General features: G+C 30.9%; 23 protein-coding genes, 1 tRNA gene and 1 pseudogene. 4 read left to right on the forward strand and 21 right to left on the reverse strand.

Going from position 1 to position 25,072, the window contains the following annotated elements; all coding sequences use genetic code 11:
* The first annotated feature begins 82 nt into the window (after positions 1-82).
* Both guaA and H0I28_RS00350 read left to right on the forward strand, forming a co-directional pair.
* The gene (guaA, locus tag H0I28_RS00345) at positions 83-1,618 is read left to right on the forward strand and encodes a glutamine-hydrolyzing GMP synthase (RefSeq protein ID WP_218732744.1); all 1,536 of its coding nucleotides are present in this window, start codon (positions 83-85) and stop codon (positions 1,616-1,618) included.
* A gap of 5 nt (positions 1,619-1,623) precedes the next feature.
* A complete protein-coding gene (locus H0I28_RS00350) occupies positions 1,624-3,231 on the forward strand; it encodes a LysM peptidoglycan-binding domain-containing protein (RefSeq protein ID WP_254712810.1) in 1,608 nt (535 codons plus the stop codon).
* A 465-nt stretch (positions 3,232-3,696) separates the two neighbouring features.
* Here H0I28_RS00350 and H0I28_RS00355 read toward each other — a convergent pair whose 3' ends face one another.
* Positions 3,697-4,212 (reverse strand): DUF2892 domain-containing protein, encoded by a 516-nt coding sequence (locus tag H0I28_RS00355; RefSeq protein WP_218732746.1) that lies wholly within the window; start codon positions 4,210-4,212, stop codon positions 3,697-3,699.
* 59 nt (positions 4,213-4,271) lie between these two features.
* The gene (ccsA, locus tag H0I28_RS00360) at positions 4,272-7,427 is read right to left on the reverse strand and encodes a cytochrome c biogenesis protein CcsA (protein ID WP_218760026.1); all 3,156 of its coding nucleotides are present in this window, start codon (positions 7,425-7,427) and stop codon (positions 4,272-4,274) included.
* 111 nt (positions 7,428-7,538) lie between these two features.
* Between ccsA and H0I28_RS00365 the strand changes: the two genes are divergently transcribed.
* Complete coding sequence (locus H0I28_RS00365) at positions 7,539-8,114, forward strand: hypothetical protein (protein ID WP_218760027.1); 576 nt, start codon at positions 7,539-7,541, stop codon at positions 8,112-8,114.
* 73 nt (positions 8,115-8,187) lie between these two features.
* Here the strand turns inward: H0I28_RS00365 and H0I28_RS00370 are convergent, their stop codons facing one another.
* From H0I28_RS00370 to H0I28_RS00380, 3 genes are read right to left on the reverse strand one after another with little or no spacing between them, the layout of a single operon-like run.
* The gene (locus H0I28_RS00370; protein ID WP_218760028.1) at positions 8,188-9,555 is read right to left on the reverse strand and encodes an NAD-dependent succinate-semialdehyde dehydrogenase; all 1,368 of its coding nucleotides are present in this window, start codon (positions 9,553-9,555) and stop codon (positions 8,188-8,190) included.
* Between the two features lie 4 nt (positions 9,556-9,559).
* Positions 9,560-11,209, reverse strand: coding sequence for an acetolactate synthase large subunit (locus H0I28_RS00375; RefSeq protein ID WP_218760029.1), 1,650 nt, complete (start codon positions 11,207-11,209; stop codon positions 9,560-9,562).
* Between the two features lie 38 nt (positions 11,210-11,247).
* On the reverse strand, positions 11,248-12,771 hold the full coding sequence (locus H0I28_RS00380; RefSeq protein ID WP_218760030.1) for a GH3 auxin-responsive promoter family protein: 1,524 nt from the start codon (positions 12,769-12,771) through the stop codon (positions 11,248-11,250).
* A 168-nt stretch (positions 12,772-12,939) separates the two neighbouring features.
* Between H0I28_RS00380 and H0I28_RS00385 the strand changes: the two genes are divergently transcribed.
* On the forward strand, positions 12,940-13,269 hold the full coding sequence (locus H0I28_RS00385) for a hypothetical protein (protein ID WP_218732752.1): 330 nt from the start codon (positions 12,940-12,942) through the stop codon (positions 13,267-13,269).
* A gap of 11 nt (positions 13,270-13,280) precedes the next feature.
* Here the strand turns inward: H0I28_RS00385 and scpA are convergent, their stop codons facing one another.
* From scpA to H0I28_RS00465, 16 genes and pseudogenes are all read right to left on the reverse strand, one after another.
* A complete protein-coding gene (gene scpA, locus H0I28_RS00390; protein ID WP_218760031.1) occupies positions 13,281-15,344 on the reverse strand; it encodes a methylmalonyl-CoA mutase in 2,064 nt (687 codons plus the stop codon).
* Complete coding sequence (locus tag H0I28_RS00395; RefSeq protein ID WP_218732754.1) at positions 15,337-15,672, reverse strand: hypothetical protein; 336 nt, start codon at positions 15,670-15,672, stop codon at positions 15,337-15,339. The genes scpA and H0I28_RS00395 overlap by 8 nt, the downstream gene beginning before the upstream one ends.
* Positions 15,665-17,041 (reverse strand): methylmalonyl-CoA mutase subunit beta, encoded by a 1,377-nt coding sequence (locus H0I28_RS00400; RefSeq protein WP_218760032.1) that lies wholly within the window; start codon positions 17,039-17,041, stop codon positions 15,665-15,667. The genes H0I28_RS00395 and H0I28_RS00400 overlap by 8 nt, the downstream gene beginning before the upstream one ends.
* A gap of 3 nt (positions 17,042-17,044) precedes the next feature.
* Positions 17,045-17,359, reverse strand: a complete 315-nt coding sequence (locus H0I28_RS00405; protein WP_218732756.1) for a septum formation initiator family protein — start codon at positions 17,357-17,359, stop codon at positions 17,045-17,047.
* A gap of 6 nt (positions 17,360-17,365) precedes the next feature.
* A complete protein-coding gene (gene udk, locus H0I28_RS00410) occupies positions 17,366-17,971 on the reverse strand; it encodes a uridine kinase (protein WP_218732757.1) in 606 nt (201 codons plus the stop codon).
* A 219-nt stretch (positions 17,972-18,190) separates the two neighbouring features.
* Positions 18,191-18,264 (reverse strand) — tRNA-Thr (locus H0I28_RS00415).
* A gap of 238 nt (positions 18,265-18,502) precedes the next feature.
* Positions 18,503-19,810 (reverse strand): deoxyribodipyrimidine photo-lyase, encoded by a 1,308-nt coding sequence (locus H0I28_RS00420; protein WP_218760033.1) that lies wholly within the window; start codon positions 19,808-19,810, stop codon positions 18,503-18,505.
* Between the two features lie 38 nt (positions 19,811-19,848).
* Positions 19,849-20,325, reverse strand: a complete 477-nt coding sequence (locus tag H0I28_RS00425) for an SRPBCC family protein (RefSeq protein WP_218760034.1) — start codon at positions 20,323-20,325, stop codon at positions 19,849-19,851.
* A 1-nt stretch (position 20,326) separates the two neighbouring features.
* Positions 20,327-20,788: a TspO/MBR family protein gene (locus H0I28_RS00430; protein WP_218760036.1), complete on the reverse strand. Its 462-nt coding sequence runs from the start codon at positions 20,786-20,788 to the stop codon at positions 20,327-20,329.
* A gap of 8 nt (positions 20,789-20,796) precedes the next feature.
* Complete coding sequence (locus tag H0I28_RS00435) at positions 20,797-20,967, reverse strand: Lacal_2735 family protein (RefSeq protein WP_218732761.1); 171 nt, start codon at positions 20,965-20,967, stop codon at positions 20,797-20,799.
* Between the two features lie 3 nt (positions 20,968-20,970).
* Entirely contained in the window at positions 20,971-21,444 is a 474-nt protein-coding gene (locus H0I28_RS00440) for a glutathione peroxidase (RefSeq protein ID WP_218760037.1), read from the reverse strand.
* 16 nt (positions 21,445-21,460) lie between these two features.
* Positions 21,461-22,144 (reverse strand): SDR family NAD(P)-dependent oxidoreductase, encoded by a 684-nt coding sequence (locus tag H0I28_RS00445; RefSeq protein ID WP_218760039.1) that lies wholly within the window; start codon positions 22,142-22,144, stop codon positions 21,461-21,463.
* Between the two features lie 6 nt (positions 22,145-22,150).
* Positions 22,151-22,366, reverse strand: a complete 216-nt coding sequence (locus tag H0I28_RS00450) for a hypothetical protein (RefSeq protein WP_068448590.1) — start codon at positions 22,364-22,366, stop codon at positions 22,151-22,153.
* A gap of 77 nt (positions 22,367-22,443) precedes the next feature.
* Positions 22,444-22,668 carry a hypothetical protein gene (locus H0I28_RS00455; protein ID WP_165732956.1) on the reverse strand — a complete coding sequence of 75 codons (225 nt, stop codon included), beginning with the start codon at positions 22,666-22,668 and terminating at the stop codon, positions 22,444-22,446.
* A 3-nt stretch (positions 22,669-22,671) separates the two neighbouring features.
* Positions 22,672-22,920 (reverse strand): annotated as a pseudogene (locus tag H0I28_RS00460) (TIGR03643 family protein).
* A 349-nt stretch (positions 22,921-23,269) separates the two neighbouring features.
* Entirely contained in the window at positions 23,270-24,691 is a 1,422-nt protein-coding gene (locus H0I28_RS00465; RefSeq protein WP_218760041.1) for an SDR family oxidoreductase, read from the reverse strand.
* Between the last annotated feature and the right edge of the window lie 381 nt (positions 24,692-25,072).

Consider the following 25,072-nt stretch of genomic DNA (forward strand, 5'->3'; position numbering starts at 1 on the left):
GCAATTATATTTTCTTTGAAATCTTAGCGAAAATTCTTTGCGTCCTTTGCTTTAATTTCAAATCAATATATTATTTTTGCGCATGCAACAACACAACGTACTTATTTTAGATTTCGGATCGCAATACACACAGCTAATTGCGAGAAGAGTAAGAGAATTAAACATTTATTGTGAAATTCATCCTTATAACCATCCACCAAAAAATCAATCAGAGTTTAAAGCAGTTATCTTGTCAGGTAGCCCAAATTCTGTAAGAGGGGAAAATGTTTTACACCCAGATTTATCAGAAATTAGAGGAAAAAAACCTGTTTTAGCAGTTTGTTATGGTGCGCAATATTTAGCGCATTTTGCAGGCGGACAAGTAGCTCCTTCTAATACGAGAGAATATGGTAGAGCAAATTTATCATTTATAAAAAGTGATGAAACTTTTTTTGAGAACATTTCTGCAGGTAGCCAAGTTTGGATGAGTCATTCAGACACTATTAAAGAATTACCAACCAACGGAGAATTATTGGCGAGTACTAAAGACGTAGAAAATGCGGCTTATAAAATTAAAGGAGAAGAAACGTATGCTATACAGTTTCATCCAGAAGTATACCACTCAAAAGATGGTAAACAACTATTAGAAAACTTTTTAGTTAAAATTGCAGGTGTTGCACAAACATGGACACCAGATTCTTTTGTAGAAAGTACAGTAGCAGCAATTAGAGAAAAAGTTGGTAACGATAAAGTAGTTTTAGGCCTTTCTGGAGGTGTAGATTCTTCTGTAGCAGCGGTTTTGTTAAACAAAGCAATTGGTAAAAACGTATACTGTATTTTTGTAAATAACGGACTTTTACGTAAAAATGAGTTCGAAACAGTATTGAAGAGATACGAAGGTATGGGATTAAACGTTAAAGGTGTGGATGCATCGGCACGTTTTTTGAAAGCCCTAGAAGGTTTAACAGATCCAGAACAAAAACGTAAAGCAATAGGTAATGCTTTTATAGAAGTTTTTGATGATGAGGCACATAAAATTAAAGATGTTACTTGGCTAGCACAAGGAACTATTTATCCAGATGTTATTGAGTCTGTTTCTGTAAATGGAGGTCCATCTGCAACTATTAAAAGTCATCATAATGTGGGAGGTTTACCAGATTTTATGAAATTAAAAATTGTAGAACCTTTAAAAATGATTTTTAAAGACGAAGTAAGAAGAGTAGGTGCTTCTATGGGGATAGATCCAGAATTATTAGGTCGTCATCCATTTCCTGGACCAGGTTTAGGAATTCGTATTTTAGGAGATATTACGGCAGAAAAAGTAAGAATTTTGCAAGAAGTAGATGCTATTTTTATAAACGGTTTAAAAGAAGACGGTTTGTATGATAAAGTTTGGCAAGCAGGTGCTATGTTACTTCCGGTAAATTCTGTAGGAGTTATGGGCGATGAAAGAACTTATGAAAAAGTAGTAGCCTTAAGAGCAGTAGAAAGTACAGATGGAATGACGGCAGATTGGGTAAATTTACCTTATGAATTTTTGCAAAAAACATCTAATAAAATAATAAATCAAGTAAAAGGTGTAAATAGAGTTGTTTATGATATTAGCTCTAAACCACCCGCAACTATAGAATGGGAGTAATGTATATGAAACATGTAAAGTTTATTGTATTTCTATGTATTTTAACGTTTACCGTTTCTTGCGGTCAACAAAATAAATACGTTCAGTATAAAGTAAAAGAAGGGGAAACAATGAGCGGTATTGCTCAGAGGTTTAATATGAACACCAAAGATTTACTGCGATTAAACCCAGATGTGGGAAGCAAGCCAGCAGTAAATTCTGTTATTGTAATCCCTAATAAAAAAATAAAAGCAACAACTTCTACCCAAGATAAAACGGTAGAAGATGTTGCAACCGGTGCTAAAGACAAAGAAGCTGCTTTAAAAGAAAAAAAAGAGGAGCTTATAGATGAACTTAAAAAGAACTTTGTTGTTTATGAAGTTAAAAAAGGAGATACCTTTTATAGTTTAACTCGTTTTTATAATGTGACTCAAGAAGAGTTGACAACACTTAATCCTGTTTTATCAGAGGGTTTAAAAGTGGGGCAGATCATTAAAATAAAAGCCATTGAAGAAGGAGAAGTTGTTCTCGAAAACAATATCTATGAAGATGTAATTGATACTAAAATTCATTTAAAAGCGGCGTTGTTACTACCTTTTAGAGCTGATGAATATAGTTCTTCTACATCAAAAGATATTTTTCAGAAGAGCAAATTGGCAGATATGGTTACAGACTTTTATTTAGGTGCTCAAATTGCCGTAGACTCATTAAGGAGTCAGGGAATTAACATCGAATTAAATGTCTTTGATACAGGAAGTAATAGTGCAAAGATTAAAACAATTTTGTCTGAAAACAACCTGAATAAGAATGATGTGGTAATTGGTCCTTTGTACTCGGAAGAGGCAGAATTGGTGGCGAATAGGTTAAATGTACCTGTTGTTTTTCCTTTTTATTCTACCAAGCAATCTAAATTTACTGCTTCAAAATTGATTAAAACATCACCTGAGAAAAAAGTTTTTAGAGATGAATTAACGACCTATATAAAAGATAATTTTACAAGCGGAAATTTAATTTTAGTAGGAGACGGTGGATATGAATCAAATATCTCTAATGCTGCAATAAAAGAGTCGTTACAATCGCATGATTCTATTGCTGTTGTTCATGTTTTAAAACCTTTAAAAGGATATATTGCTAAAAATCGTTTTTTAGAAATATTAAAACCAAATCAGAATAATTGGGTTGTTTTAACTTCTGATAACACTATTTTAGTGGCAGGTGCTATAAATAGTTTAATTAGTTTACCAGATAATACAAACGTTCAATTATTTACCTATAACAAAGGGGATGCTTTTGATAAAATTGCAAATTTAAAATTGGCAAAAGTTAATTTAACGTATGTAAGTGATGAGTATGTAAGTGAAGCTTCAATTTCAACACAACAATTTAATAATCAGTATTCTCGAAAAAACAATGCATTGCCTTCATTTTCTGCAACCAAAGGTTTCGATATTACTTATGATGTTTTAATTCGATTGGCTTCTGGGAATGATTTAAAAGACACGTTTAAAGAAGGTGCTTCTTTTAGAGTAGAAAGTAAGTTTGATTATACCGACAAGTCTGGTGGTGTCACAGAAAACAAAGGTTTATTTATTGTAAAGTATAATAATGACTTAAGTTTAACTAGATTAAAGTAGTTAAGGTTTAGCTTGTAGTAGAAGTATTGATTATCTTTTTAAAGATATTTCTTGCTTTCACTATTCGCTTTTTTATCCGATAAAATTGGAATAAAAAGAGCTTAAACAAATCGTTTGTATTGAGCTTGACGAAAGGCTCAAATCTGGGGTAGATAAGTTTTATAGCTTGCTGCTTAAAGTATATCCAAAGCCTTTAAAGTATATATATAAGTCATAAAAAATCCGCTAAATAGCGGATTTTTTTATCAGTAAAATGTAAGTGTTAGATTTTTTTTACTTGCTCTTTCATCATCTTGATTTGGTCTTTTAGCAAACCGCATCTGTTTAATTTTTTAGTTTAAGTAATTAAGTTAGTTGCCTTACGTTTGTATTTTTTTTATTACAATATCTTATAACTATAATAATTATAAGTCATAAAAAAATCCGCTAAATAGCGGATTTCTTTATATCAGTAAAATGAAAGGATTAGATTTTTTTCATCTGATCTTTCATCATCTTCATTTGGTCTTTTAACATACCGTGTTTGTCTAATTTTTTAGCTTCAGCCATTAAGTTAGTTGCTTCACGTTTGCGTCTTTTTGTCATTGCAATACCTGCTAACTGTAATTTAGCCATTGCTAAATCATGATCCATAGGTAAACCTATTTTTACAGCTTTACGTAAAAACTTCTCTGCTTGTGTAATATTAGTCTGACTTAATATAATACCATGTAAATAATTAAAATAACCTTGTTGCTTAAGAATTAATGCCGCTTCTGGATTTTTAATATACCCTAACCATTTTTTAGTTCCTTCAAAATTTTGCTTACGTAGTTGTAAAAAAGCAAGTAAAATAAATTCGTTTTTAAAATAAAATAATACAAAAATTCCTGCCAAAAGTAAGATAGAAATTCCGTTCATTATATTACCTAAAGTAAATTGATACACTGCCCAAGCTGATATTAAACCAGCTAAAATTAATTTTATATTTTTATGAAACATATTGTTTTTTATTGTTATTAAATCAGTTGCAAAAGTACATTTTCTTGATAAATTATCTGTTACTTTTTAAAGTATTTCTTGTATTTAAAGGATGCTAAAACTGTTAGTAAAACTAATGCGCCAATATAAATATAAGCCTCTCTAGGTGTTACAGCTTTGTCTCCACTTGCATAAGAATGCAAACCAGATAAATAGAAGTTTACTCCAAAATAAGTCATCATTATAGCTAAATAAGAAAAAGCAGAAGCAAAATTAAACGCCAACCTACTACGTAAACCTGGTATTAAACGCATGTGTAAAACAAAAGCATATACCATAATAGAAATTAGAGCCCAAGTTTCTTTTGGATCCCAACCCCAATAACGTCCCCAGCTTTCGTTGGCCCACATACCTCCTAAAAAGTTACCAATAGTTAACATAACCAAACCAACACTAATGGCCATTTCGTTAATAATGGTTAACTCTTTAATATTGATATCCATTCTTTTCTTGTTTTTCTCGGTCGTAAATACGATAAGAATTAAAGAAATAATACCCAAAATCATTGCTAAAGAGAAAGGACCATAACTAGCTACAATAATAGACACATGCACCATTAACCACCAAGAATTTAAAACAGGTTGTAAGTTAGCAATTGCAGGATCTAACCAATTTTGATGTGCAAAAAATAGAATAATTGCGGCTAAAAAAGTAGTTGCACCAATGGTTAAAGTAGATTTTTTTCCTAAAAACAAACCAAATAACATGGTTGCCCAAGCAACGTAAATAATTGATTCATAGGCATTACTCCAAGGTGCGTTACCACTTATATACCATCTAGAGGCTAACCCAAACGTATGAAATAGGAAGCTTAAAACGGTTAATACAATCAGTCCTTTAACAATATAACCTAGTACTTTAGATTTATAATAGAATATTTTTAATATCTCAATAAATATTAATAACAATCCTAAAATTAAATAAAATAAAGAAGTCTTTGTAAAGATTTCCCATTTATTATAGGTTATTTCTAGGTCAATTCTATTTTGAGAAGGGTATACTTCAGTTCCAAATTTCTTCTGAAACTTTTTAATACCATCTAAAATTTGATCTGCTTTAGTATAATCATTAGATTTTTTAGCTTCTTGTAAAAGTTGAATATAAACAGGTAACGATTGTCTAACAAATACTGAATCCGTAGCTTTAAAACCTGCAGAGGAAGTTTCTGGTTGAGAAACCCAAGTATTATTATCATCATTTGGTATTGGGTAAATACGTAAAATACCACCTCCAATAGCACTGTATAATAAACCTACACGTTTATCAATTTTAATTAAATCGTTTTCATATTTATTTTTTATATTCTTCTTCTGTGCTTCTGCTACGTCATCTTTTATTTTATAAGCACCAGTTGGGGTAATAAAATCAGATAAACGAGCGTGTGTAGTAGTTACTGGTAAACTTAAAACCTCTCTAATTTTTGAGTTTCCTTTTTCTAAATATACAATAGGCACTTCATACCAAAGTCTTGGGTTTTCTATAATAGATAGTAAAACCTGGCTAGGTTGCATTCCTTTAAAAGTTTCTGTTTTGCTTACTTTTCTAACCAATTCAGAAGCAAAGGTGTGTGCTGGTTTCATTCTACCTCCAGCATCTTGAATAACCAACTTATTAAAGCTTTCAGCATGATGAACATCCACTAAATTAGCTTGTAATATAGAGTCTATTTGTTGGTTTGTAATTTGATTTGGTTCATGCGGTGCGTGTGCTGTCTCTTGGGTAAAACTAAAACTAGAAAGTAATAATGTTGCTACAATAGACAGAGTAAGTTTTTTCTTTCTAATTTTCTTTAAAGATTCTTTTAGGTAATTAAACCTCGTATGTTTTGCGAATAGAATACAGATTAAACCTGTGTACAAGAAAGAATACCCTAAGTATGTAATAAATGTTCCTACAAAATCATGATTTACAGATAGATGTGTTTCTTCTACTGGTCCAGATAAGTCGTAACTAGATTGGAAGAATTTATAGCCTTTATGGTCTAAAATGTGATTCATGAAAATTCTATAATCAAAAGATTCATCATCGTCTATTACGGTTACTTCACTGGCATAAGATGCAGCACTTTCAGATCCTGGGTATTTTTCTAATTGGAAATCATTTAGTTTTACTAAAAAAGGTGTTTCTAAAATCTTTGCACCATATAATAATCTAAAGTTCAGTCCTCCAACAGTAACTTCTTTAGAACCTTGAGAGTTATATTTACCTCCTGTTAATTCTACTCTTTCAGTTTTGCCATTACTTTTAATATCTACAACAACAACATCTAGTTTTTTATCGTCTTTTGGACCACTAGTTGTTTTCATTATACCTTTTTCTGCTGGTTTAGGAATTACAAACTGTAATCCAGATACATTGTGTAATGTTAAATATTGAAAATTTTGCAGAGAGTCTTTTACAATATTACCTTTTTTTTGGTCTGCCATTCTAAACCAATCACCATCATCTTTAGAAACCATTTTTAAGTTTCCATTTTCTTCTATAAAGTTTATAGATGGATTATCACTTTCTGCATTGAAACCAACCAGTACTCCGTGAATGTTTTGAATTGTTCCTTTTTGAATCCAGTGTTCATGACGACCTCCTTCCGAGGATTCTACAAAAAACAAATGATCAACGCCATTTTCATCCTCAACTAATTTTCTTTCGGCCCAAGGAATATATTCAACAAGCTCAAAACTAAAATCTTGTTCTGTGTCTTCTGTTTTAAAGTAATCTGAGTAAGACCAAGAGTTTTTACCCCAAGCAGATAACAACATTGGTTTGTTTATTTCTGGCTTTTGCACTTTATTATTATCTACGATTGCATTTAAGTAAGTCGTTTCAGATAAGAATTTATTGGTAGATTCTCCTTCTTTAATTAACATAATGCCTTCAAAACCAATATAACGAGTTGCTCCCGCACCAATAAGAATTAATAGAAAGGCTAAATGAAACATTAAAACAGCCCATTTTTCTTTTTTATACAATCTGTATCTAAAAATGTTTCCAAAGAAATTAATCACAAAGAACACCATAATTAGTTCAAACCACCAGGTGTTATAAACGAGTGCTTTAGAGGTTTGTGTGCCAAAATCGTTTTCTATAAATGTTGCAACTCCCATTGCAACTGCAAAAAGGATAAATAAAACGGCCATTAAACGAGTCGAGTAGAGAATACTAATAATTTTTTTCATCCTTCTGAAATGCTTTTTTAAAAGAGCTACAAATTTAAGCATAAAAGCACAAATGGACTTCTAGATATGGGTATATTTATGTATTAAAGTTTTAAAAAAATCATAAAGTTTATGCCTAAATATCATGTAATTCCTAAAACCATAAAAGATGAAGTAGAAACTGCGCTAAATTACTATCCGCAGTTAAAAAAGATACACATTGAGTTTAAATTTAAAAAGAATATTAAAAAATCTACCATGCAGGCAAGACCTACTTTTGATAGTTTCTTTAAATTGAAAAAAAACAGAAAATTTTTAATTTTGATTAGTGAAAAATTTAAAATTTCTGATAAGGAATTTTCTACACGAGATATTCCTAAAGATATTTTTATTGGTTGGATTGGTCACGAGTTAGGGCATATTATGGATTATCAAAATAGAAGCAAGTTGAATTTAATTTGGTTCGGACTTAAATACTTGTTTTCAGATAATCATATTGTTGAAGCAGAAAGAGCCGCAGATGGATTTGCTGTAAAGCACAAAATGGAATCGTACATTATAAAAACAAAGAATTTTATTTTAAATCATGCTGATATTTCAGAAGCATATAAAAATCGTATTAAAAGATACTATTTATCTCCAGAAGAAATTATGGTTTTAGTGGATGATCGAAATAAATTAGAAGAAAATTTAGAGAATATAAAATAAGTATTCTTAAGGTAAAAGTAAAAACCATCACTAATTTGTGATGGTTTTTACTATGTTTTAAATCTTCGAAGAATTAATCTATCCAAATAGACTTTGTGTTTACAAATTCTCTAATTCCGTAGCTAGAAAGTTCTCTACCATAACCACTATTTTTAATACCACCAAAAGGTAATCTTGGATCCGAAGTAACTAGTTTGTTTACAAAGCTATTTCCTGCTTCTAATTGCAAAGCAATTTTTTCTCCTCTTTTAGAATTAGCCGTAAGTACACCAGAACCCAAACCAAAAGTGGAATTATTTGCAAGCTCTATGGCTTCCTCTTCACTTTTTGCTTTTATTACAGAAGCTACAGGTCCAAAAAGTTCTTCGTCAAAAGCCGTCATACCAGGTTTTAGATCTGCTAAAATTGTTGCAGGATAATAAGCTCCTTTTCTATCAGGAATTTTTCCTCCTAAAATTAAATTTCCACCTTGTTTAATAGTTTTTTCTACCTGCTCATGAATTTCATTACGTAAATCTATACGTGCCATAGGGCCGTAATAAACATCTTCGTCTGTTGGAATACCCATTTTTGCGGCTTTCATTTTTTTTGTGAATAGTTTTAAGAAATCATCATAAATTTCTTCTAAAACAATAAAACGTTTTGCAGCAATACAAGTTTGTCCGTTATTTTGTAACCGTCCAAATGTTGCTAAATCTGTAGCTTTTTCTAAATCTACGTCTTCCAGAACGATATAAGCATCACTTCCACCTAATTCTAAAACGATCTTTTTTAAGTTTTCTCCTGCAGTTTTAGCAACAGAACGTCCTGCTGGTTCACTTCCTGTTAAGGTTACAGCAACAATATTATTATCTTCTATGATTGCTTCTATAGCATCTGACGCTACATTTAAGTTTGTAAAAACTCCTTCGTGAAAACCTGCTTCTGCAAAGGCTTCTTCTAAAGCAAAGGCACAACCTTGTACGTTAGACGCGTGTTTTAAAACACCTGTATTTCCTGTCATTACTGCTGGTGCGGCAAAACGAATAACTTGATAAAAAGGAAAATTCCATGGCATTATGGCTAAAGTAACTCCTAAGGGCTGAAACGTTACATAACTTTTACTTGCTTCTGTTTCTACTATTTTATCGGCTAATAATTCCGTGATGTTATCTGCATAATACCTACAGATTAGAGCACATTTTTCTATTTCTTTACGAGATTGTTCAATTACTTTTCCCATTTCTTGGGTAGCTAATTGTGCGTATTTCTCTTTGTTATTACCAAAGATATCAGCCAGTTTGTACATCAACTTAGAGCGTTCTTCTAAACTTGTTTTTTTCCAAGATTTATAAGCATCGTTTGCTTTTGCAACTTTTTCTTTAGTTGTTTTTTTTGAAATTCTGTTATAAGTTGTAATTTCTTCCTCTGTGGCAGGGTTTATAGTGGTGATTGTTTTCATAATTTTATTTTTTAGAATTTTCACTTAGTAATACATTTAATATTTCATGATTTAATGAATAATCTACGGCTAAATCAATTACATGTACTCCTTTTAAATTTAATGTTTTTGTTAAAGTTTCTTCGAACTCTGATGAGGATGTTGGTCTGTGTCCAATAGCTCCAAAACTTTCTGCATATTTTACAAAATCTGGGTTTTTATATTCTAGTCCAAATTTAGGGAATCCTTCTCCTTCTTGTTTCCATTCTATCATTCCGTAAGCGTTATCATTCAAAATAATGATAACCAAATCTAAATCCATTCGAACGGCAGTTTCTAATTCCTGAGAATTCATCATAAAACCACCATCACCGTTAATAGAAATAACTTTTTTATGGGGGTGTAATTCTTTTGCCATCATTGCTGAAGGAAAACCTGCGCCCATTGTTGCCAAAGCGTTGTCTAATAGTAAAGTGTTTTGAGCATAAGCGGGGTAGTTTCTAGCAAACCATATTTTATAAATTCCGTTGTCTAGCGTTACAATTCCATCTTTTGGTAAAATGTTTCTTGTAATTTCTACCAAACGTTGTGGTAGCATTGGAAAGCGATTGTCATCTTTGTATTTAGAGAGATGACATAATACATTGTCTTTCACTTTTAAGAAAAAGTCAAGATTCCATTTTTTCGCATTCGATTTTAACTCTTTTGTTAATTGATGAATACTTGTTGCAATATCTCCAATTACATTTAACTGTGGAAAATAAACCTCATGAACTTCTGCAGCAAAAAAGTTAATATGAATCACTTTTCTTTTGTCATCAGGATTCATAACAAATGGAGGTTTTTCTATAGTATCATGACCAACATTTATAATTAAATCTGCAGCTTCTATTGCTTCGTGTAAAAAATCGTTTGAAGAAAGTGCAGCAGTTCCTAAATAAAGCGGATTCCTTTCGTCAATAATTCCTTTCCCCATTTGTGTGTTAAAAAAAGGAATTCCTAATTGATCTACGAAATTAGTTAAAGATTCACTGGCTCTTTTTCTATTTGCTCCAGCGCCAATTAATAATAAAGGTTTTTTGGCTGAAAGAATCATCTCTTTTGCTTCTAAGATGGAACTTGTATTTGCTGATGGGATTTTAGCGCTATTTACATCAAAATATTGCGGATTTTCAACGATTTCTTTACATACGTCTTCCGGAATTTCTATATGCACAGCACCTGGTCTTTCTTCTTGAGAAACTCTAAAGGCTTCTCTAATGATTGCACTTGCATTTTTACCATAAGTTATTTGTTTAGAAAACTTTGTAAGTGGTTGCATCATCTCTAAAATGTCTACAATTTGAAATTTACCTTGTTTGCTTTCTTTTATTGGTTTTTGTCCTGTAAGCATTACCATTGGCATTGCGCCCAATTGTGCATAAGCTGCAGGCGTCATTAAATTGGTTGCACCAGGGCCTAATGTAGACATGCAAACTCCAGGTTTTCCTGTAAGTCTGCCATAAGTTGCTGCCATAAAGCCCGCTCCTTGTTCGTGTCTGGTAAGTATTAATTTTATTTTATCAGATTTCCTGATGGATTCTAAAAGATCTAAATTTTCTTCACCAGGTAAGCCAAAAATATATTCTACGCCTTCATTCTCTAAAGATTTTATAATAATATCTGAAGTTTTCATTTTAGTAAGTTTAAAAGTTAATTTTAGTTTTTTATGAATTATGCTTTATGAACAAATTTTTCCCAATCGGCAAACTTTTCTTCTTTCATTACACGTTCCATTTTTACTTGTCCACCTTTTTTCTTGTTATTGTCATTCCAGTCATGAAATGTTTCAACAGGAATTACGGTAACCTTGACACCTTTTAATGCTTTGCTTCTTGCAACTTTATAATTATTATTTGCTTCTTTTAGAAAATCATCTAACGCTGTTGCAATTTTATCATTGTCACCTTTTAAATCGGAACCTAAATACCAAGAATGATAAAATTCACCATCTTCAAATCGCTTTGCACAAATGGTATATTCTGTAATGGTTGTAGAGAATTTTTCTTCTATATGTTTAATAGCATCATCCATTTTATTAACGGATAATTGAGATCCAACAGTATTTAAGAAGAATTTAGTACGTCCTGTAATCTTAATTTCAGCCTTTTCTACATCTGTAAATTTAATGGTATCACCTATTAAATAACGCCAAGCTCCACTCACGGTACTTATAATTAAAATGTAATCGGTGCCTGTTTCAACCTGTTCTAAAGTTAAAGAAGGTGCATTTTGTTTGATAGATCCATCCTCATTTATATAATCTGGATTCATAGGAACAAATTCAAAATAAATACCATTCTCGGTATTTAGCTGCATTGCATCGGTTTCTGGTCTTACTTGTGTAGCAATGTATCCTTCGGAAGCCAAATAAGTGTCTATAACCGTAACGGGTTTTCCTAATAAGGCTTTAAAACTTTTTTCATAAGGACCAAAAGCAACACCACCGGAAGTGTACACTTGAAGATTTGGCCAGATTTCATGTATGTTTTCTAAATGATGAAAATCAATCACTTTTTGCATCATTAATTCTATCCACGAAGGTATTCCGCTTAAAGCACCAATATCCCATGATTTAGCATTTTCTGCAATATGTTGCACGCGCTCGTCCCAATCTTCAATCTTGGCAATTTCTTCTCCGGGTTTGTAATAACCTTTAAACCAAAAAGGAATATTACTAGCACTAATTCCACTTATCTCTCCCTCAAAGTGATCGTCTTTCTCATCTAAATCTGTAGAGCTTCCTAACATCATAATATCTTTCTCGAAGAAATCTACAGGTAAATCAAAGTTATTTAAAGAAGTAACTTGTTTTATTCCAGAACTTTTTATGGCAGCAATCATTTCATCCGTAACTGGAATTCTTTTACTCTTTTTTCCGGTGGTACCGGAGCTTAAAGCAAAATAAGATGGACTTCCGACCCAAGTTACATTTTCTTCTCCATTATGAATTTTGTACCACCACTTTTCGTTCAGTGTATTATAATCAAAAAAAGGAACTTTATTAGCAAAGGAGGTTTGTAAATCATCACTTAATAGGATGGATTCAAAATTATAAGCTTCACCAAATTGAGTTTCTTTGGCTGTTTCAAGTAAGTTTTGCAAAACTTCTTTTTGAGCTTCGACGTGGTTTGTTTCTGATGAAAGTGTATCAGTTAAATTGATAATTCCTTTTATAATATTTCCTAAGATTGCCATAGTTTATGTTTTTTACAAAGATCAAGATTGTATTGCTATTAGATTAACTCGTATCGTGGAAAAAAGAGTCCATTAGAGTTTTTGATTTGAGTTAAAATCTAAATGGTTTGCAGTACTCTTTTCTATGTAATTTCTTTTATTTTGTGAGGAACCTAAATTATATATAAAATGAATAACGAAAAAAATGAATTAGAAATAATAAAAAAATACCAAGAAAAAGGGTATACCAATAATTATAGAGTAGTAGATGGAGTGTTAATTGATAATAATACAAAAAGTAAATACAAGCCTACTGAAATTTTTATTGTAGCAGAACATCGTTTTGAAGGAATGAGTAATCCTGCAGATATGTCTATATTATATATCGTTGTAACAAAAGATGATGCTAAAGGTACTTTTTTAGCTTCTTATGGAGGAGCATCTAGCACCGAAGCAGCAGAATTCTTTAATGAGATTCCGAAAGAAAATGTTTCAAATAAAGAAAACTTATTTATGTAAAAAATGTTTTTTTACTCGTCCGTACTATCAATTAAAATAGTTAGTAAATCAATAGCGGCTTGTGCGATTTTTGTTCCAGGACCAAAAATACCAGCAGCACCAGCTTCTAATAAAAAAGGGGAGTCTTGTACAGGTACAACACCGCCAACAATTACCATAATGTCTTCTCGTCCGTATTTTTTTAATTCGGCTATAACTTGTGGAACTAAAGTTTTGTGTCCTGCAGCTAAAGAAGAGATTCCTAAAATATGGACATCATTTTCTATCGCTTGCTTTGTAGCTTCTTGTGGTGTTTGAAATAAAGGACCAATGTCTACATCAAAACCTAAATCTGCGTAGGCAGTTGCTACAACTTTTGCACCTCTATCGTGGCCATCTTGCCCTAATTTAGCAATCATAATTCTTGGGCGTCGCCCATCTAGTTCTGCAAATTTATCAGATAGATCTGCTGCTCTCTTATAGAGTTTGTCGTCTTTTATTTCTTTGCTATATACGCCAGAAATTGTTTTGTGAATTGCTTTGTGTCTCCCGAAAACAAGTTCTAAAGCATCAGAAATCTCACCTAAAGTGGCTCTATTTTTAGCGGCTTTTACAGCTAGGTCGAGTAGGTTTTCTTTTCCAGATTTTGCAGCTTCTGTTAATGCGTCTAAAGATGTTTTAACAGCTGTATTATTTCGTGTACTTTTTAATTGATTTAATCTTTTAATTTGAGAATTTCGTACAGCTTCATTATCAACCTCTAGGATTTGTAAAGGTTCTTCTTTTTTTAGCTGATATTTATTAACTCCTACAATTACGTCTATTTCACTGTCTATTTTTGCTTGTTTAATAGCTGCAGCTTCTTCAATACGCATTTTAGGAATTCCTTTTTCAATGGCTTTTGTCATGCCACCAAGTTTTTCTACCTCGCTAATTAGCTCCCAAGCTTTATTTGCTAAATCTTCGGTTAACTTTTCTACATGATAACTTCCTGCCCAAGGATCTACCGTTTTGGTTATATATGTTTCTTGTTGTAAGTGTATTTGTGTATTTCTAGCTATTCTTGCAGAAAAATCTGTAGGTAAAGCAATGGCTTCATCCAAAGCATTAGTGTGTAAACTTTGCGTGCCGCCAAAAGCAGCAGCCATAGCTTCTATGGTTGTTCTTGCTACGTTGTTAAAAGGATCTTGTGCTGTTAAAGACCAACCACTTGTTTGGCAATGTGTTCTTAAAGCTAAAGATTTTGGGTTCTTAGGGTTAAACTGTTTTACAATTTTTGCCCATAACATTCTTGCAGCTCGTAATTTTGCAATTTCTGTAAAATGATTCATGCCAATTGCCCAAAAGAAAGAAAGTCTTGGAGCAAAAACATCTATTTCCATGCCTGCTTCAATTCCTTTTCGTATATATTCTAAACCGTCTGCTAAAGTATATGCCAATTCAATTTCTGCTGTAGCACCAGCTTCTTGCATGTGGTAACCTGAAATAGATATGGAATTAAATTTCGGTATTTTACTACTTGTAAATTTAAAAATATCAGCAATAATTTTCATGGATGGAGCAGGAGGGTAGATGTATGTATTTCTAACCATAAATTCCTTTAGAATATCATTCTGGATAGTACCAGAAAGTTGCTCTAAAGAAACACCTTGTTCTTCTGCGGCAACAATATAAAAAGCTAAAATGGGTAAAACAGCTCCATTCATAGTCATAGAAACAGACATTTTATCTAACGGAATTTTGTTAAATAAAGCCTTCATATCTTCTACAGAGTCTATAGCAACACCGGCTTTACCAACATCACCTTGTACTCGCTCATGATCGGAGTCATAGCCTCTATGAGTTGCTAAGTCAAAAGCAACAGACAATCCTTTCTGACCTGCTTCTAAGTTTTTTAGATAAAAAGCATTGCTTTCTTCTGCCGTAGAAAACCCAGCATACTGTCTAATTGTCCAAGGTCTTCTAACGTACATAGTCGCATAGGGACCTCGTAAATTAGGAGCAATACCAGCAGCAAAACCTTCTTGATTAAAAGAAGGTTTTATTTTAAGGTCTGTGTTTTTGAGTTTTATATTTTGTAAATTTTTTCTACTCATTTTTAGGGCTACCCTCGTCTAGTTTCATTAATTTATATAATTCAACTCCAATGTTTTTTACTTTTTTTTGTCTTTTCTTAATTTGAATATAACTCTTTAAGATAAAAGCTAAAGAGAATACGCACAATAGCATAACGGCGCTAAATATAAAGTTAACACTGTTCCCAAACAAATGATAAAACTTGTCTTCTAGAAAATAAAGACTGACTGCAACAAAAAAAATAAATCCGATTATAAGTGTAGGAAGTTTCTTTTTTAATTGTTGAATCTCAAGTTTTAGCTCATTTTGTTTTTTCTGTTTAAGTAGAATTTCTCTGTTTTTATCCATTTTTATTTTGTTCTATACTTTTTTCAGAATGTAACCGATCCTTTTCTAATGATTCTGAAAGCCGTTTTCTAGTTAATGGGGGGACTAGTGTTTTTATGTTTCTTTGCTTAACAAAAGGGTACAACTCTAACTCTTGTTGCATTTTATCTTCTTTATTTTGTTGCAAATTTGTACCTAAAAGTATAATTTCTTTTTGGATGAAACTATTTTCTTCTTTTAAAGCACTTTCTTTAATTTTTTTCTGAATGATGCCGTCCTTTAATTGTTTTAAAAAACCGCCACTTTTTTCTATTTGCTTAAAAATAGTTAATGCATTCTCTGCTAATTGTTGTGTTATTGATTCGATATAATAAGCACCTTCGGCAAAACCTTGAGCTTCTGTTAAGTAACTTTCTTGTTGTAGTATTAATAATTGATTTCTAGAAATACGATTTCCGAATTCGTTAGATTTATGATAAATAGCATCGTAAGAAACATTAGAAATTGTATTTGATCCACCTAAAATAGCGCTCATACATTCTGATGTTGTTCTTAATAAATTTACATTATAATCATAAATTGTTTTGTTTCTTAAACTTGGTTGCACAAAAATATGAGCTTCTAAATCCCTAATTTCATATTCTTTTATAAGTGCAGACCATAAAACTCTAAAAGCTCTTAATTTTGCAATCTCAAAGAAATAATTGCTTCCTACAGAAAAAGAAAAACTTAACTTTTCTGCAACAGTGTCTCCAAACTTATTTAGATATTCATTGGCATGCGCTAGTGTATATGCTAGTTGTTGTGTAATTGTTGCTCCGCAATTTTGATATAGATCTCCAGAAATAGCAATGCAATTTGTAGCATTTTTCTGAATTCTCTCTAGCTTTATAAAATCTTCTTTTAAATTAAAAAACCAATTACCTGTTTCGGCTAAGTTCCCTATTATATCTGTTTGAAAATATGTTTTTTCAGAATTTATAAATTTAGAAACTTCTAACTGAAAGGTGTCTTCTAAAAAATGAAACTGAAAGTAAATGAAAATAGATTTTACATCAATATTAAGAAGTAGTATTCTATAATCGAAGTTCTTATATGCAATAAATTGAACTGAGTTTGCACCTCTTTTTAAAGCATCTATAGCTAGTGAGTTTGCTATTTTTTCATCATCAACAAAAATAGTTTCACAAATATTAAACCCTTTCTTGGGAGTTTCTATTTTAAGACTAGATCTATCTTCTTGTGTGTAAAATGGCTTTACAACAATACCTTCTTGAGTTTTCCATAACAACGTGTCATTATAATCTGCACCTTTTAAGTCTACTTGAATTTTATTTTTCCAAGCAGCGGGTGTAGTTTTTAGAAAATCATCAAAAAGAGAATTTTTCATTTTTTATTTTATGGTATCAAATTCTATTAAATAAATTTCTTCATTTTCTTTTTTCATTAAATACTTTTCTCTTGCAAAACGTTCTAATTGAATAGAGTCTTGTAATTTTTTTATGGTGGCTTTGTCTTCTGCTATTTTCTTTTGATAAAATGAAATTGTACTTTCTAAGTCTTTAATCTCATTATCGAATTTTCTATGTGCTAAATAAGAATTTTCATCAAAAAAGAACATCCAAATTAAAAATGGAATTAAGATTAAAACAAAAACATTTGTTAGAATCTTTACTGCCTTGTTATTTTTAAATTTGTTAAAAGTCATACTAGATTATAAACGATCGTTAATTACGGTTCTAACAACATCTATTGCTACGGTGTTGTGTTTGTTATTAGGAATAATAATATCTGCAAAATTTTTAGTTGGCTCAATAAATTGAAGGTGCATTGGTTTTAAAGTATCTTGATACCTGTTTAAAACTTCGTCAATGTCTCTTCCTCTTTCTGTAATATCTCTTCTAATTCTTCTAATTAAGCGTTCGTCTGTATCTGCATGCACAAATATTTTTATATCAAATAAATCTCTTAATGCTTCATTATTTAATATTAAAATACCTTCTACAATAACCACTTTTCTAGGGTGTGTTTTAATAGTGTCTGTAGTTCTGTTATGTGTTACGAAAGAATAAACAGGCTGTTCTATTGTTTTTCCTGATCTTAATTTTTTTAGATGCTTAACAATTAAATCAAAATCGATAGCTCTTGGGTGATCAAAATTTATTTTAGATCTTTCTTCATAAGATAAGTTTACGGTTTCGTTATAGTATGAATCTTGAGAAATTACACAAACCTCACCTGTAGGTAGTTGTTTAATTATTTGATTTACAACCGTAGTTTTTCCACTTCCTGTACCTCCGGCAATTCCAATAATGAGCATATAATTATGATTAAGATAATTAATTGTCTAAAATAATAAAGAATTTACAAATACTTAGGATTTATTTAATCTTAAATAGCTTCTATTTTAAAATAATAGAGCTTTTTTTAATTAGCTACAATTTTTTAAATAAAAATTAAATTATTATTCAGACTGATTTTTAGTGTTTTACATAAAAAAAGTCTCAAAAAATTATTTTTGAGACTTTTTAATAAATTGAGCCGATGGAGGGACTCGAACCCACGACCTGCTGATTACAAATCAGCTGCTCTAGCCAGCTGAGCTACATCGGCTTTTATTTTGAGAGCGCAAATTAAAGGCAATTATTAGTATCTACCAAATAAAATTTCACTTTTTTTTAATAAAAAAGCTTCAATTTACATTGAAGCCCTTAAAACAAGAATAATTTTACATAAAATAAAAGAAAATTGAATGATCATCTTCATATTTTATATTTTAAAAACGCTAATTTATTTTTTTTGTTGCCTTCTTTTTACTTTTAAAATTTACGGCCTGTATATGTATTGTGGGTTAAAAATCTACTAATGCTTTTTTATAGGTGGTTAAGCAACGCTCTCTAGCGGATTTATGCTCTACAATTGGCGCTGGATAGGTGAGTTCTTGAAAGTCTGGAACCCATTTTTTAATATAGTTTAAGTCCTTATCGAATTTTTTAATTTGAGTAGTTGGGTTAAATATTCTAAAGTAAGGCGAGGCATCCACTCCGGTACCTGCAACCCATTGCCAGTTACCTATGTTGCTGGCTTGTTCGTAATCGTGTAATTTTTCTGCAAAATAGGCTTCTCCCCATCGCCAATCTATCAATAAATGTTTGCAAAGAAAACTACCTACCAACATTCTAATTCTATTGTGCATAAAACCTGTTTGATTTAATTCTTTCATACCTGCATCTACTAACGGGTAACCTGTTTCGCCTTTGCACCATGCTTTAAATTCATCTTCGTTATTTCTCCACAGAATTCTATCGTATTTTGGTTTAAAACTCTCTTTAACGGTATGTGGGAAATGCCATAAAATCTGCATAAAAAACTCACGCCAAATTAATTCTTTTAAGAAAGTAATGTTGTTGCTTTTAGATGCTTCGTCAACCATTTTACGGATGCTTACAGTACCAAAACGTAAATGAGTACCTAATTTAGAAGTACTGTCTTTTGCAGGGAAGTTTCTAGTTTCTTCATACGTATCAATTAATTGAGGTGATACTTTATAAGAAGCTACTTTTATAGCAGATTCTATAAAACCAATTGCTTCTAATTTTAAAATAGGTTGGTTTTTATTTTTTATTAAATTATCTAACAGTGTTTCTGAAGGGTAAAATTGAATTCCTTTAAAATGAAAAGCTTCTAGCCATTTTTTAGAAAAAGGTGTGTAAACTTTATACGGTGTCCCATCTTTTTTTACAATTTCATTTCTTTCAAAAATTACTTGGTCTTTATACGTTTTTAAATTGATGTTTTTTGATGTTAGAAATTCTTTAATTTCTAAATCTCTTTTTATCGCATAGGGTTCATAATCATGATTTGTGAATACGGTATCGATGATGTGCTTTTCTGATAATGAGTTGTAAATTTCTTTAGGTGTTCCGTGATAAACCTCTAAAACACTCCCTATTTCGACTAATTTTTTATGAATATGGGCTATTTCTTGATAGATAAAGGAAACACGTGCATCATCTTTCTTTAATTTACTTAAAATTTCTTCATCAAAAATAAAAATTGGAAGTACTTTTTTACCTGATTTTAATGCATGATATAATCCGCAGTTGTCATCTAACCGTAAATCTCTTCTAAACCAAAAAATGTTTATCTCTGTCTTCATTTATTTTCCTTATTTTATTTTTATAAACTAGAAAAATTCTATTTAATTGGTGGGTAGTATTGTCCAAAAAGTTCAATTAATTTTTTTTGTCTGTACTCAAAAATTTCTTCAAGTTTGGGTTTAACTAATATTGGGTGTGCAATTTGACCTAAAATTCCCATAGGAACTTTGTAGTCTATAATGTCTTCCATTTCTATACCGCCTTCAATTTCTTTGATAAAATGTTTGTGATGCCATAATGCATAAGGTCCAAAACGTTGCTCATCTACAAAGTATTCGTTTTCTTTTACGTGTGTAATTTCGGTTACCCATTTTGTTTTTATCCCAAGAATTGGGGTAACAATATATTGTATAAACTGACCAGCAAACATTGGTTTTTCTGCACCAGAAAGAATATCAAAACTCATATAAGTAGGCGTAATTACTTTTAAGTTTTTTGGACTCGATAAAAACTCCCAAGCTTTTTCTAATGTAATTGGTAATTTCTGTTTTCTGTGGAATGTGTATATTTTCATGTTAATTATGAATTAAAATGTAGAGGTTTAATGAAGTTGCAATACAAAGCCAAATCATATATGGTAATAGTAAATATTTGTATCCGCCTGTTTTATTACTTAATTTAAAGAAATAATAAAATAATGTAGCTGTCAGTAATACAATTGATATCAAACCAATTAAGACTAAGTGTTGGCTGAAGAAAATGTAGTTCCAACTAACGTTTAGAGTAAATTGAATTATAAAAACGGAAAGTATTTTAGAATTGTAATTGATTGTAAATTGTTTACCTAAAAAGATAGAAAAACATATCATAATAAAGGTCCAAGCAATTCCAAATACAATACCAGGTGGTGTCCAAGGAGCTTGGTTTAGGTTGGTATACCAATCGGAAAGTGGTCCGTTATCCATTAACCAACTCCCAATGGCTAAAGCACCAAAATTGATTACTAAAAATAAAAGTGTAAGCTTTACTTGTTTCATAGAATAAATTATTTAGATTTTAAAGACTCAATTTTTTTTAGGATGTTATCGGCTTCTAAATATTTTTTGTCGCTATTTGTTCTATTAATAGCTTGTAGTTTAAAAGCTTCTTCCATTAATTTCTTGTAAGATTCTTGCAACTTTTCTATTTCACTTTTCTTTTTAAATAGACCGAACATGCTTTATGATTTTAAGTGTTTTATTATTTTTGAACTCAAGGGTTTTGTAATTGAAAAATAATAATCAACTAATTCTCCCTCTGGTGAGACTAAATATTTTTGAAAATTCCATTTTACAGTAGAACTTTTTTTATTATTTAACTTTTTAGAAGTTAGCCATGTATATAATGGATGTTGATTTTTCCCTTTTACATCAATTTTTTCTGTAATTAGAAATGAAACACCATAATTTACTTCACAAAACGTTTCAATTTCAGAAGAAGACCCTGGCTCTTGTTTTCCAAACTGATTACAAGGAACTCCTAATACAACTATTTTGTCGTTATAGGTTTTATGTAATTCCTCTAAATCTTTGTATTGTGGTGTAAATCCGCATTTAGAAGCTACGTTTACAAATAGAATGTACTTGCCTTTAAAATCTGACAAAAGAATAGGGGTATTCTGGAGACTATTAATCTCTGTATTGTAAATATTCATTTAATTCTGATTTTATTTATATTTTAAAACTGACAATTCCGCAGTCTAATTCAAAAATTTGACCAGATATAGCACTTGCTTTTTCGGATATTAAATAAGAAGCTAGGTCTGCAACTTCTTTTGGTGCTAAATATTTTTTTAGAGGGTGTCGTTCTTTTATGTTTTCGATCATTCTTTCATTACGCAATAACTTAGAGGCTAACTCTGTATCTGTTACTGTTGGGGCGATTGCGTTTACACGAATTAATGGTGCTAATTCTGCTCCTAAAGATTTTGTTAAGCCTTCTACGGCAGATTTTGCTGCAGCTACACTAGCGTGAAAAGGCATCCCTAATTTTGCCGCTACCGTGCTAAATAATAATACGGAAGGTTTGTTACCTTTTTTTAAAGAGGGTAAATAATGTTGAATTGCTTTTACAGCACCAATTACATTAATTTCAAAGTCTTCTCTGAAATCATTTAATTGTAGTCTGGAAATTGGTTTTAGGTTGATGCTTCCTGGACAATAGATTGAAGTGTCTATTGCGTCTATTTCAGGTAAATCATCTGTAAGAATATCACAAGTAAAGTGATTGAGATTAGTGTGGGAAAGTAAAGGAGCTGTTCTACTGATATTTATAATTGAATTTTCATCAATTAAGCTATCAATAATTGCTTTTCCAATTCCTTTACTTCCGCCAATAACTAAAATTTTATTCATTTGCTTTTAAGGTCTTCCTTTCAAGCGCTTTTCAATTTTTTGTTTAACTGCTGTAAGGCGCTTCATTTGATCCATTATTTCAAGATCTTTTTCTGCTTTATATACTTCATTTAGCTCTAGTATTAAGGCTTTTACCTCTCTAGAAGCTACAATTCTATCACTAGTTGTTTTAAATGAGAACTTTCTGTGTTCAAATTCTTCCGCTCTTTCTAATAAATTCATTCTCTGTTTCGCTGTTTTAATCTATAATTTGTGAATATAATTATAAAAGTTAGAAAAACAAGAGAAATCTGTAATTATTATGCAGTTAACGGTTTTCCCTTTAAACGTCTCTCTATTCTTTGTTTTATAAGGGTCAAACGTTTCATGATATCCATAATTTCAGAATCTTTATTCTTTTTATATACCTCGTTTAAGTCTAAGATTAAAGCTTTTGCTTCTCTAGCTGCTAAAACACGGTCACTTGTAGTTGGAAATCTCATTTTTCTTGTTTCAAACTCTAATGCTTTTTTGATTAACTCCATAATTTAATTTTTCTGTATTGAACATTTAAATCTTCCTTTTTGGAAAGTTCTTAACTTTAAATGTTTTGTTTTTCTTTCCTGAACCCTTTTTCTCCACATTACAAAGCTTTTTAGGCTTCATTCCTTTCAGCATTAAATCAATAACTTCTTGTTCTTTTAGGTTAAATTGATCTTTTATTGCTTCAAACGTGGTCTATCTTTTCAGTCCATTTCTATTATATGCTCAATAGCTATGCCGTTTAATTGCTTAATGCATAGATTTATCTTATAGCTGCATAGAATTAATTTTTGATTATTTTAATATGTTTATAGCAATCAAATACTATAAACATATTAAAATAAATTTCTTTTTTCTGTTTTTGAAAAAAAAGTAATTAGGGACTATATTTCCTATTAACAGTTATTTATATTTCAAATATAATAAATGTTTAATGATTTACCAAATAAATTAAACAATATTAATATTTTAAATTTATATGTTTTTTTGATAAAAATCTTTAAGATCAAATAGTTTTTAGAATAGAAAAGAGATGAATGTGTCTAGTCCTAGATAAACGATACGGATTAATAAGGATTTTAACTTAAAAGTTATTGTAGTATTTTACTTGTTAATATTGTTAATCATACCGTTAAAAACAAACCAATGGAAAGGCATTACAGCGTACCAATAGAGTCTTCCTGCTAAGCCATGAGGTCTAAATGTTGCTGTTTGGTGTAGTTTTCCTTCGTCAATTTTAAATTCTAACCAAGCTTCACCAGGCATTATCATTTCTGCATAGAGTAGGAGTTTTCCTTTTTCTTTATCAGCATAAATTACGCGCCAGAAATCTAGAGCATCACCGATATTTAATTCTGTAGGATGCCTTCTACCTCGTCGTAAACCGGCACCACCAAAAAATTGATCTAAAAATCCACGAATTTTCCATAGAAAAGTACCATAATACCAGCCTGTTTCTCCTCCAATTGCCCAGATCCTGTCTAGTGTTCTTTTTTTATCCCTTATAACTCTTTCTTTATGATCTTTAAAGCAACCATACTCTGGGACGTTCACAAATTCGTGAACAAAGTTTTTTAATTTTCCGCTACTTATATAGGAATCTTTCCAGCTAGAAATAATGCTATTTTGTTCAATTTTTTTAAAGGCTAATTTCACAGCCTCTTTGTAAGACATTGGGTTTACATCTAAAATGGCATTAATATTACTTTTGTTTCCAATAACTTCTACCCCCATAGAGTTTACTAAGGAGCTTGCTAATTTGTAAGAAGTAGAGGTTACAAAGTAGAGCCAGTAGGAAGATAGTTTTGGCGTCATTATGGGTACCGTTAAGATGTGCCTTTTTAGTTTTCTAACTTCTGCGAATTGCAGTAACATTTCTTTGTAGGTTAGAGTTTCCGGACCAAAAATATCGTGAGAAGTATTAAATAGTTCTTTTTTATCTAATGCTTTGTGTAAAAAAGTTAAAACATCTCTAATGGCTAAGGGTTGTGTTTTTGTATTGAGCCATTTAGGGGCTATCATTGCAGGTAATTTTTCTACTAGGTCTCTTATGATCTCAAAAGAAGAACTCCCGGAGCCAACAATAATTCCTGCTTTAAAAGTGGTTAACGCGTATTTGTCTGACGCTAGTGTAATCTCTACGTTTTTACGAGATAATAAATGTTTAGAGAGTTTAGTGTCATTAGTTATTCCGCTTAAATAAATAACTTGTTTTATGTTTGTTGTTTCTGAAAAAAGTTTAAAATTTAGTGCACATTTTTCTTCTAAGTCATGAAATTCTTTGGCAGAATTAGACATGGAATGAATTAGATAATAAGCAGCGTCAATGTCTTTTGTAATGTTAAGGAGGCTGTCTATGTTTAAAAAATCAGCTTCTACTAATTGAATGTTTTTTTGATTTCTGTAATAATTTTCAGCTCTAATTTTATCTCTTACAGGGCAAATTATGGTATGTCCATCATTTAGTAATAACGGAATTAAACGTTTGCCTATATAGCCAGTTGCACCTGTTACAAGAATTTTCATAGATTTTGTCTCTTTTTTTTAGGTTTTTTATAAGGTAATTGTTCCTTTAATTTGGAATAACAGCCTAAACAATTAATTGTAGCAACATTTCTTTTAGGTAAATTGATTACCCTATCATGTTTGTAACAATTTCCCTTTTATATATAACTCTTCTTAATATTTTGTCGATGTAGGATGTGCGTCTTCAATACTATTTTCATAAATATGATTGATAGTAAAGATACTATTTTCTTTTGTGTTTTAATAAATACCTCTTGGGGCGGTTGTAGACTTTAAAATAAAGTGTAAATTATAAAGTATAAAGTTGTCAAATTTAAAACTAGAGCAACTGTTTATAAGTTTTATTTTATAAACAGCTGTTCTAAGTCTTGGGTGTTCTTA

Source organism: Polaribacter sp. AHE13PA (assembly GCF_019278505.1).
Taxonomy (GTDB): Bacteria; Bacteroidota; Bacteroidia; order Flavobacteriales; family Flavobacteriaceae; genus Polaribacter.

Bases quoted from the DNA above. Each gene is read 5' to 3' on its own strand.
- guaA (WP_218732744.1), top strand. From the start codon at position 83: ATGCAACAACACAACGTACTTATTTTAGATTTCGGATCGCAATACACA.
- H0I28_RS00350 (WP_254712810.1), top strand. From the start codon at position 1,624: ATGAAACATGTAAAGTTTATTGTATTTCTATGTATTTTAACGTTTACC.
- H0I28_RS00355 (WP_218732746.1), bottom strand. From the start codon at position 4,212: ATGTTTCATAAAAATATAAAATTAATTTTAGCTGGTTTAATATCAGCT.
- ccsA (WP_218760026.1), bottom strand. From the start codon at position 7,427: ATGAAAAAAATTATTAGTATTCTCTACTCGACTCGTTTAATGGCCGTT.
- H0I28_RS00365 (WP_218760027.1), top strand. From the start codon at position 7,539: ATGCCTAAATATCATGTAATTCCTAAAACCATAAAAGATGAAGTAGAA.
- H0I28_RS00370 (WP_218760028.1), bottom strand. From the start codon at position 9,555: ATGAAAACAATCACCACTATAAACCCTGCCACAGAGGAAGAAATTACA.
- H0I28_RS00375 (WP_218760029.1), bottom strand. From the start codon at position 11,209: ATGAAAACTTCAGATATTATTATAAAATCTTTAGAGAATGAAGGCGTA.
- H0I28_RS00380 (WP_218760030.1), bottom strand. From the start codon at position 12,771: ATGGCAATCTTAGGAAATATTATAAAAGGAATTATCAATTTAACTGAT.
- H0I28_RS00385 (WP_218732752.1), top strand. From the start codon at position 12,940: ATGAATAACGAAAAAAATGAATTAGAAATAATAAAAAAATACCAAGAA.
- scpA (WP_218760031.1), bottom strand. From the start codon at position 15,344: ATGAGTAGAAAAAATTTACAAAATATAAAACTCAAAAACACAGACCTT.
- H0I28_RS00395 (WP_218732754.1), bottom strand. From the start codon at position 15,672: ATGGATAAAAACAGAGAAATTCTACTTAAACAGAAAAAACAAAATGAG.
- H0I28_RS00400 (WP_218760032.1), bottom strand. From the start codon at position 17,041: ATGAAAAATTCTCTTTTTGATGATTTTCTAAAAACTACACCCGCTGCT.
- H0I28_RS00405 (WP_218732756.1), bottom strand. From the start codon at position 17,359: ATGACTTTTAACAAATTTAAAAATAACAAGGCAGTAAAGATTCTAACA.
- udk (WP_218732757.1), bottom strand. From the start codon at position 17,971: ATGCTCATTATTGGAATTGCCGGAGGTACAGGAAGTGGAAAAACTACG.
- H0I28_RS00420 (WP_218760033.1), bottom strand. From the start codon at position 19,810: ATGAAGACAGAGATAAACATTTTTTGGTTTAGAAGAGATTTACGGTTA.
- H0I28_RS00425 (WP_218760034.1), bottom strand. From the start codon at position 20,325: ATGAAAATATACACATTCCACAGAAAACAGAAATTACCAATTACATTA.
- H0I28_RS00430 (WP_218760036.1), bottom strand. From the start codon at position 20,788: ATGAAACAAGTAAAGCTTACACTTTTATTTTTAGTAATCAATTTTGGT.
- H0I28_RS00435 (WP_218732761.1), bottom strand. From the start codon at position 20,967: ATGTTCGGTCTATTTAAAAAGAAAAGTGAAATAGAAAAGTTGCAAGAA.
- H0I28_RS00440 (WP_218760037.1), bottom strand. From the start codon at position 21,444: ATGAATATTTACAATACAGAGATTAATAGTCTCCAGAATACCCCTATT.
- H0I28_RS00445 (WP_218760039.1), bottom strand. From the start codon at position 22,144: ATGAATAAAATTTTAGTTATTGGCGGAAGTAAAGGAATTGGAAAAGCA.
- H0I28_RS00450 (WP_068448590.1), bottom strand. From the start codon at position 22,366: ATGAATTTATTAGAAAGAGCGGAAGAATTTGAACACAGAAAGTTCTCA.
- H0I28_RS00455 (WP_165732956.1), bottom strand. From the start codon at position 22,668: ATGGAGTTAATCAAAAAAGCATTAGAGTTTGAAACAAGAAAAATGAGA.
- H0I28_RS00465 (WP_218760041.1), bottom strand. From the start codon at position 24,691: ATGAAAATTCTTGTAACAGGTGCAACTGGCTATATAGGCAAACGTTTA.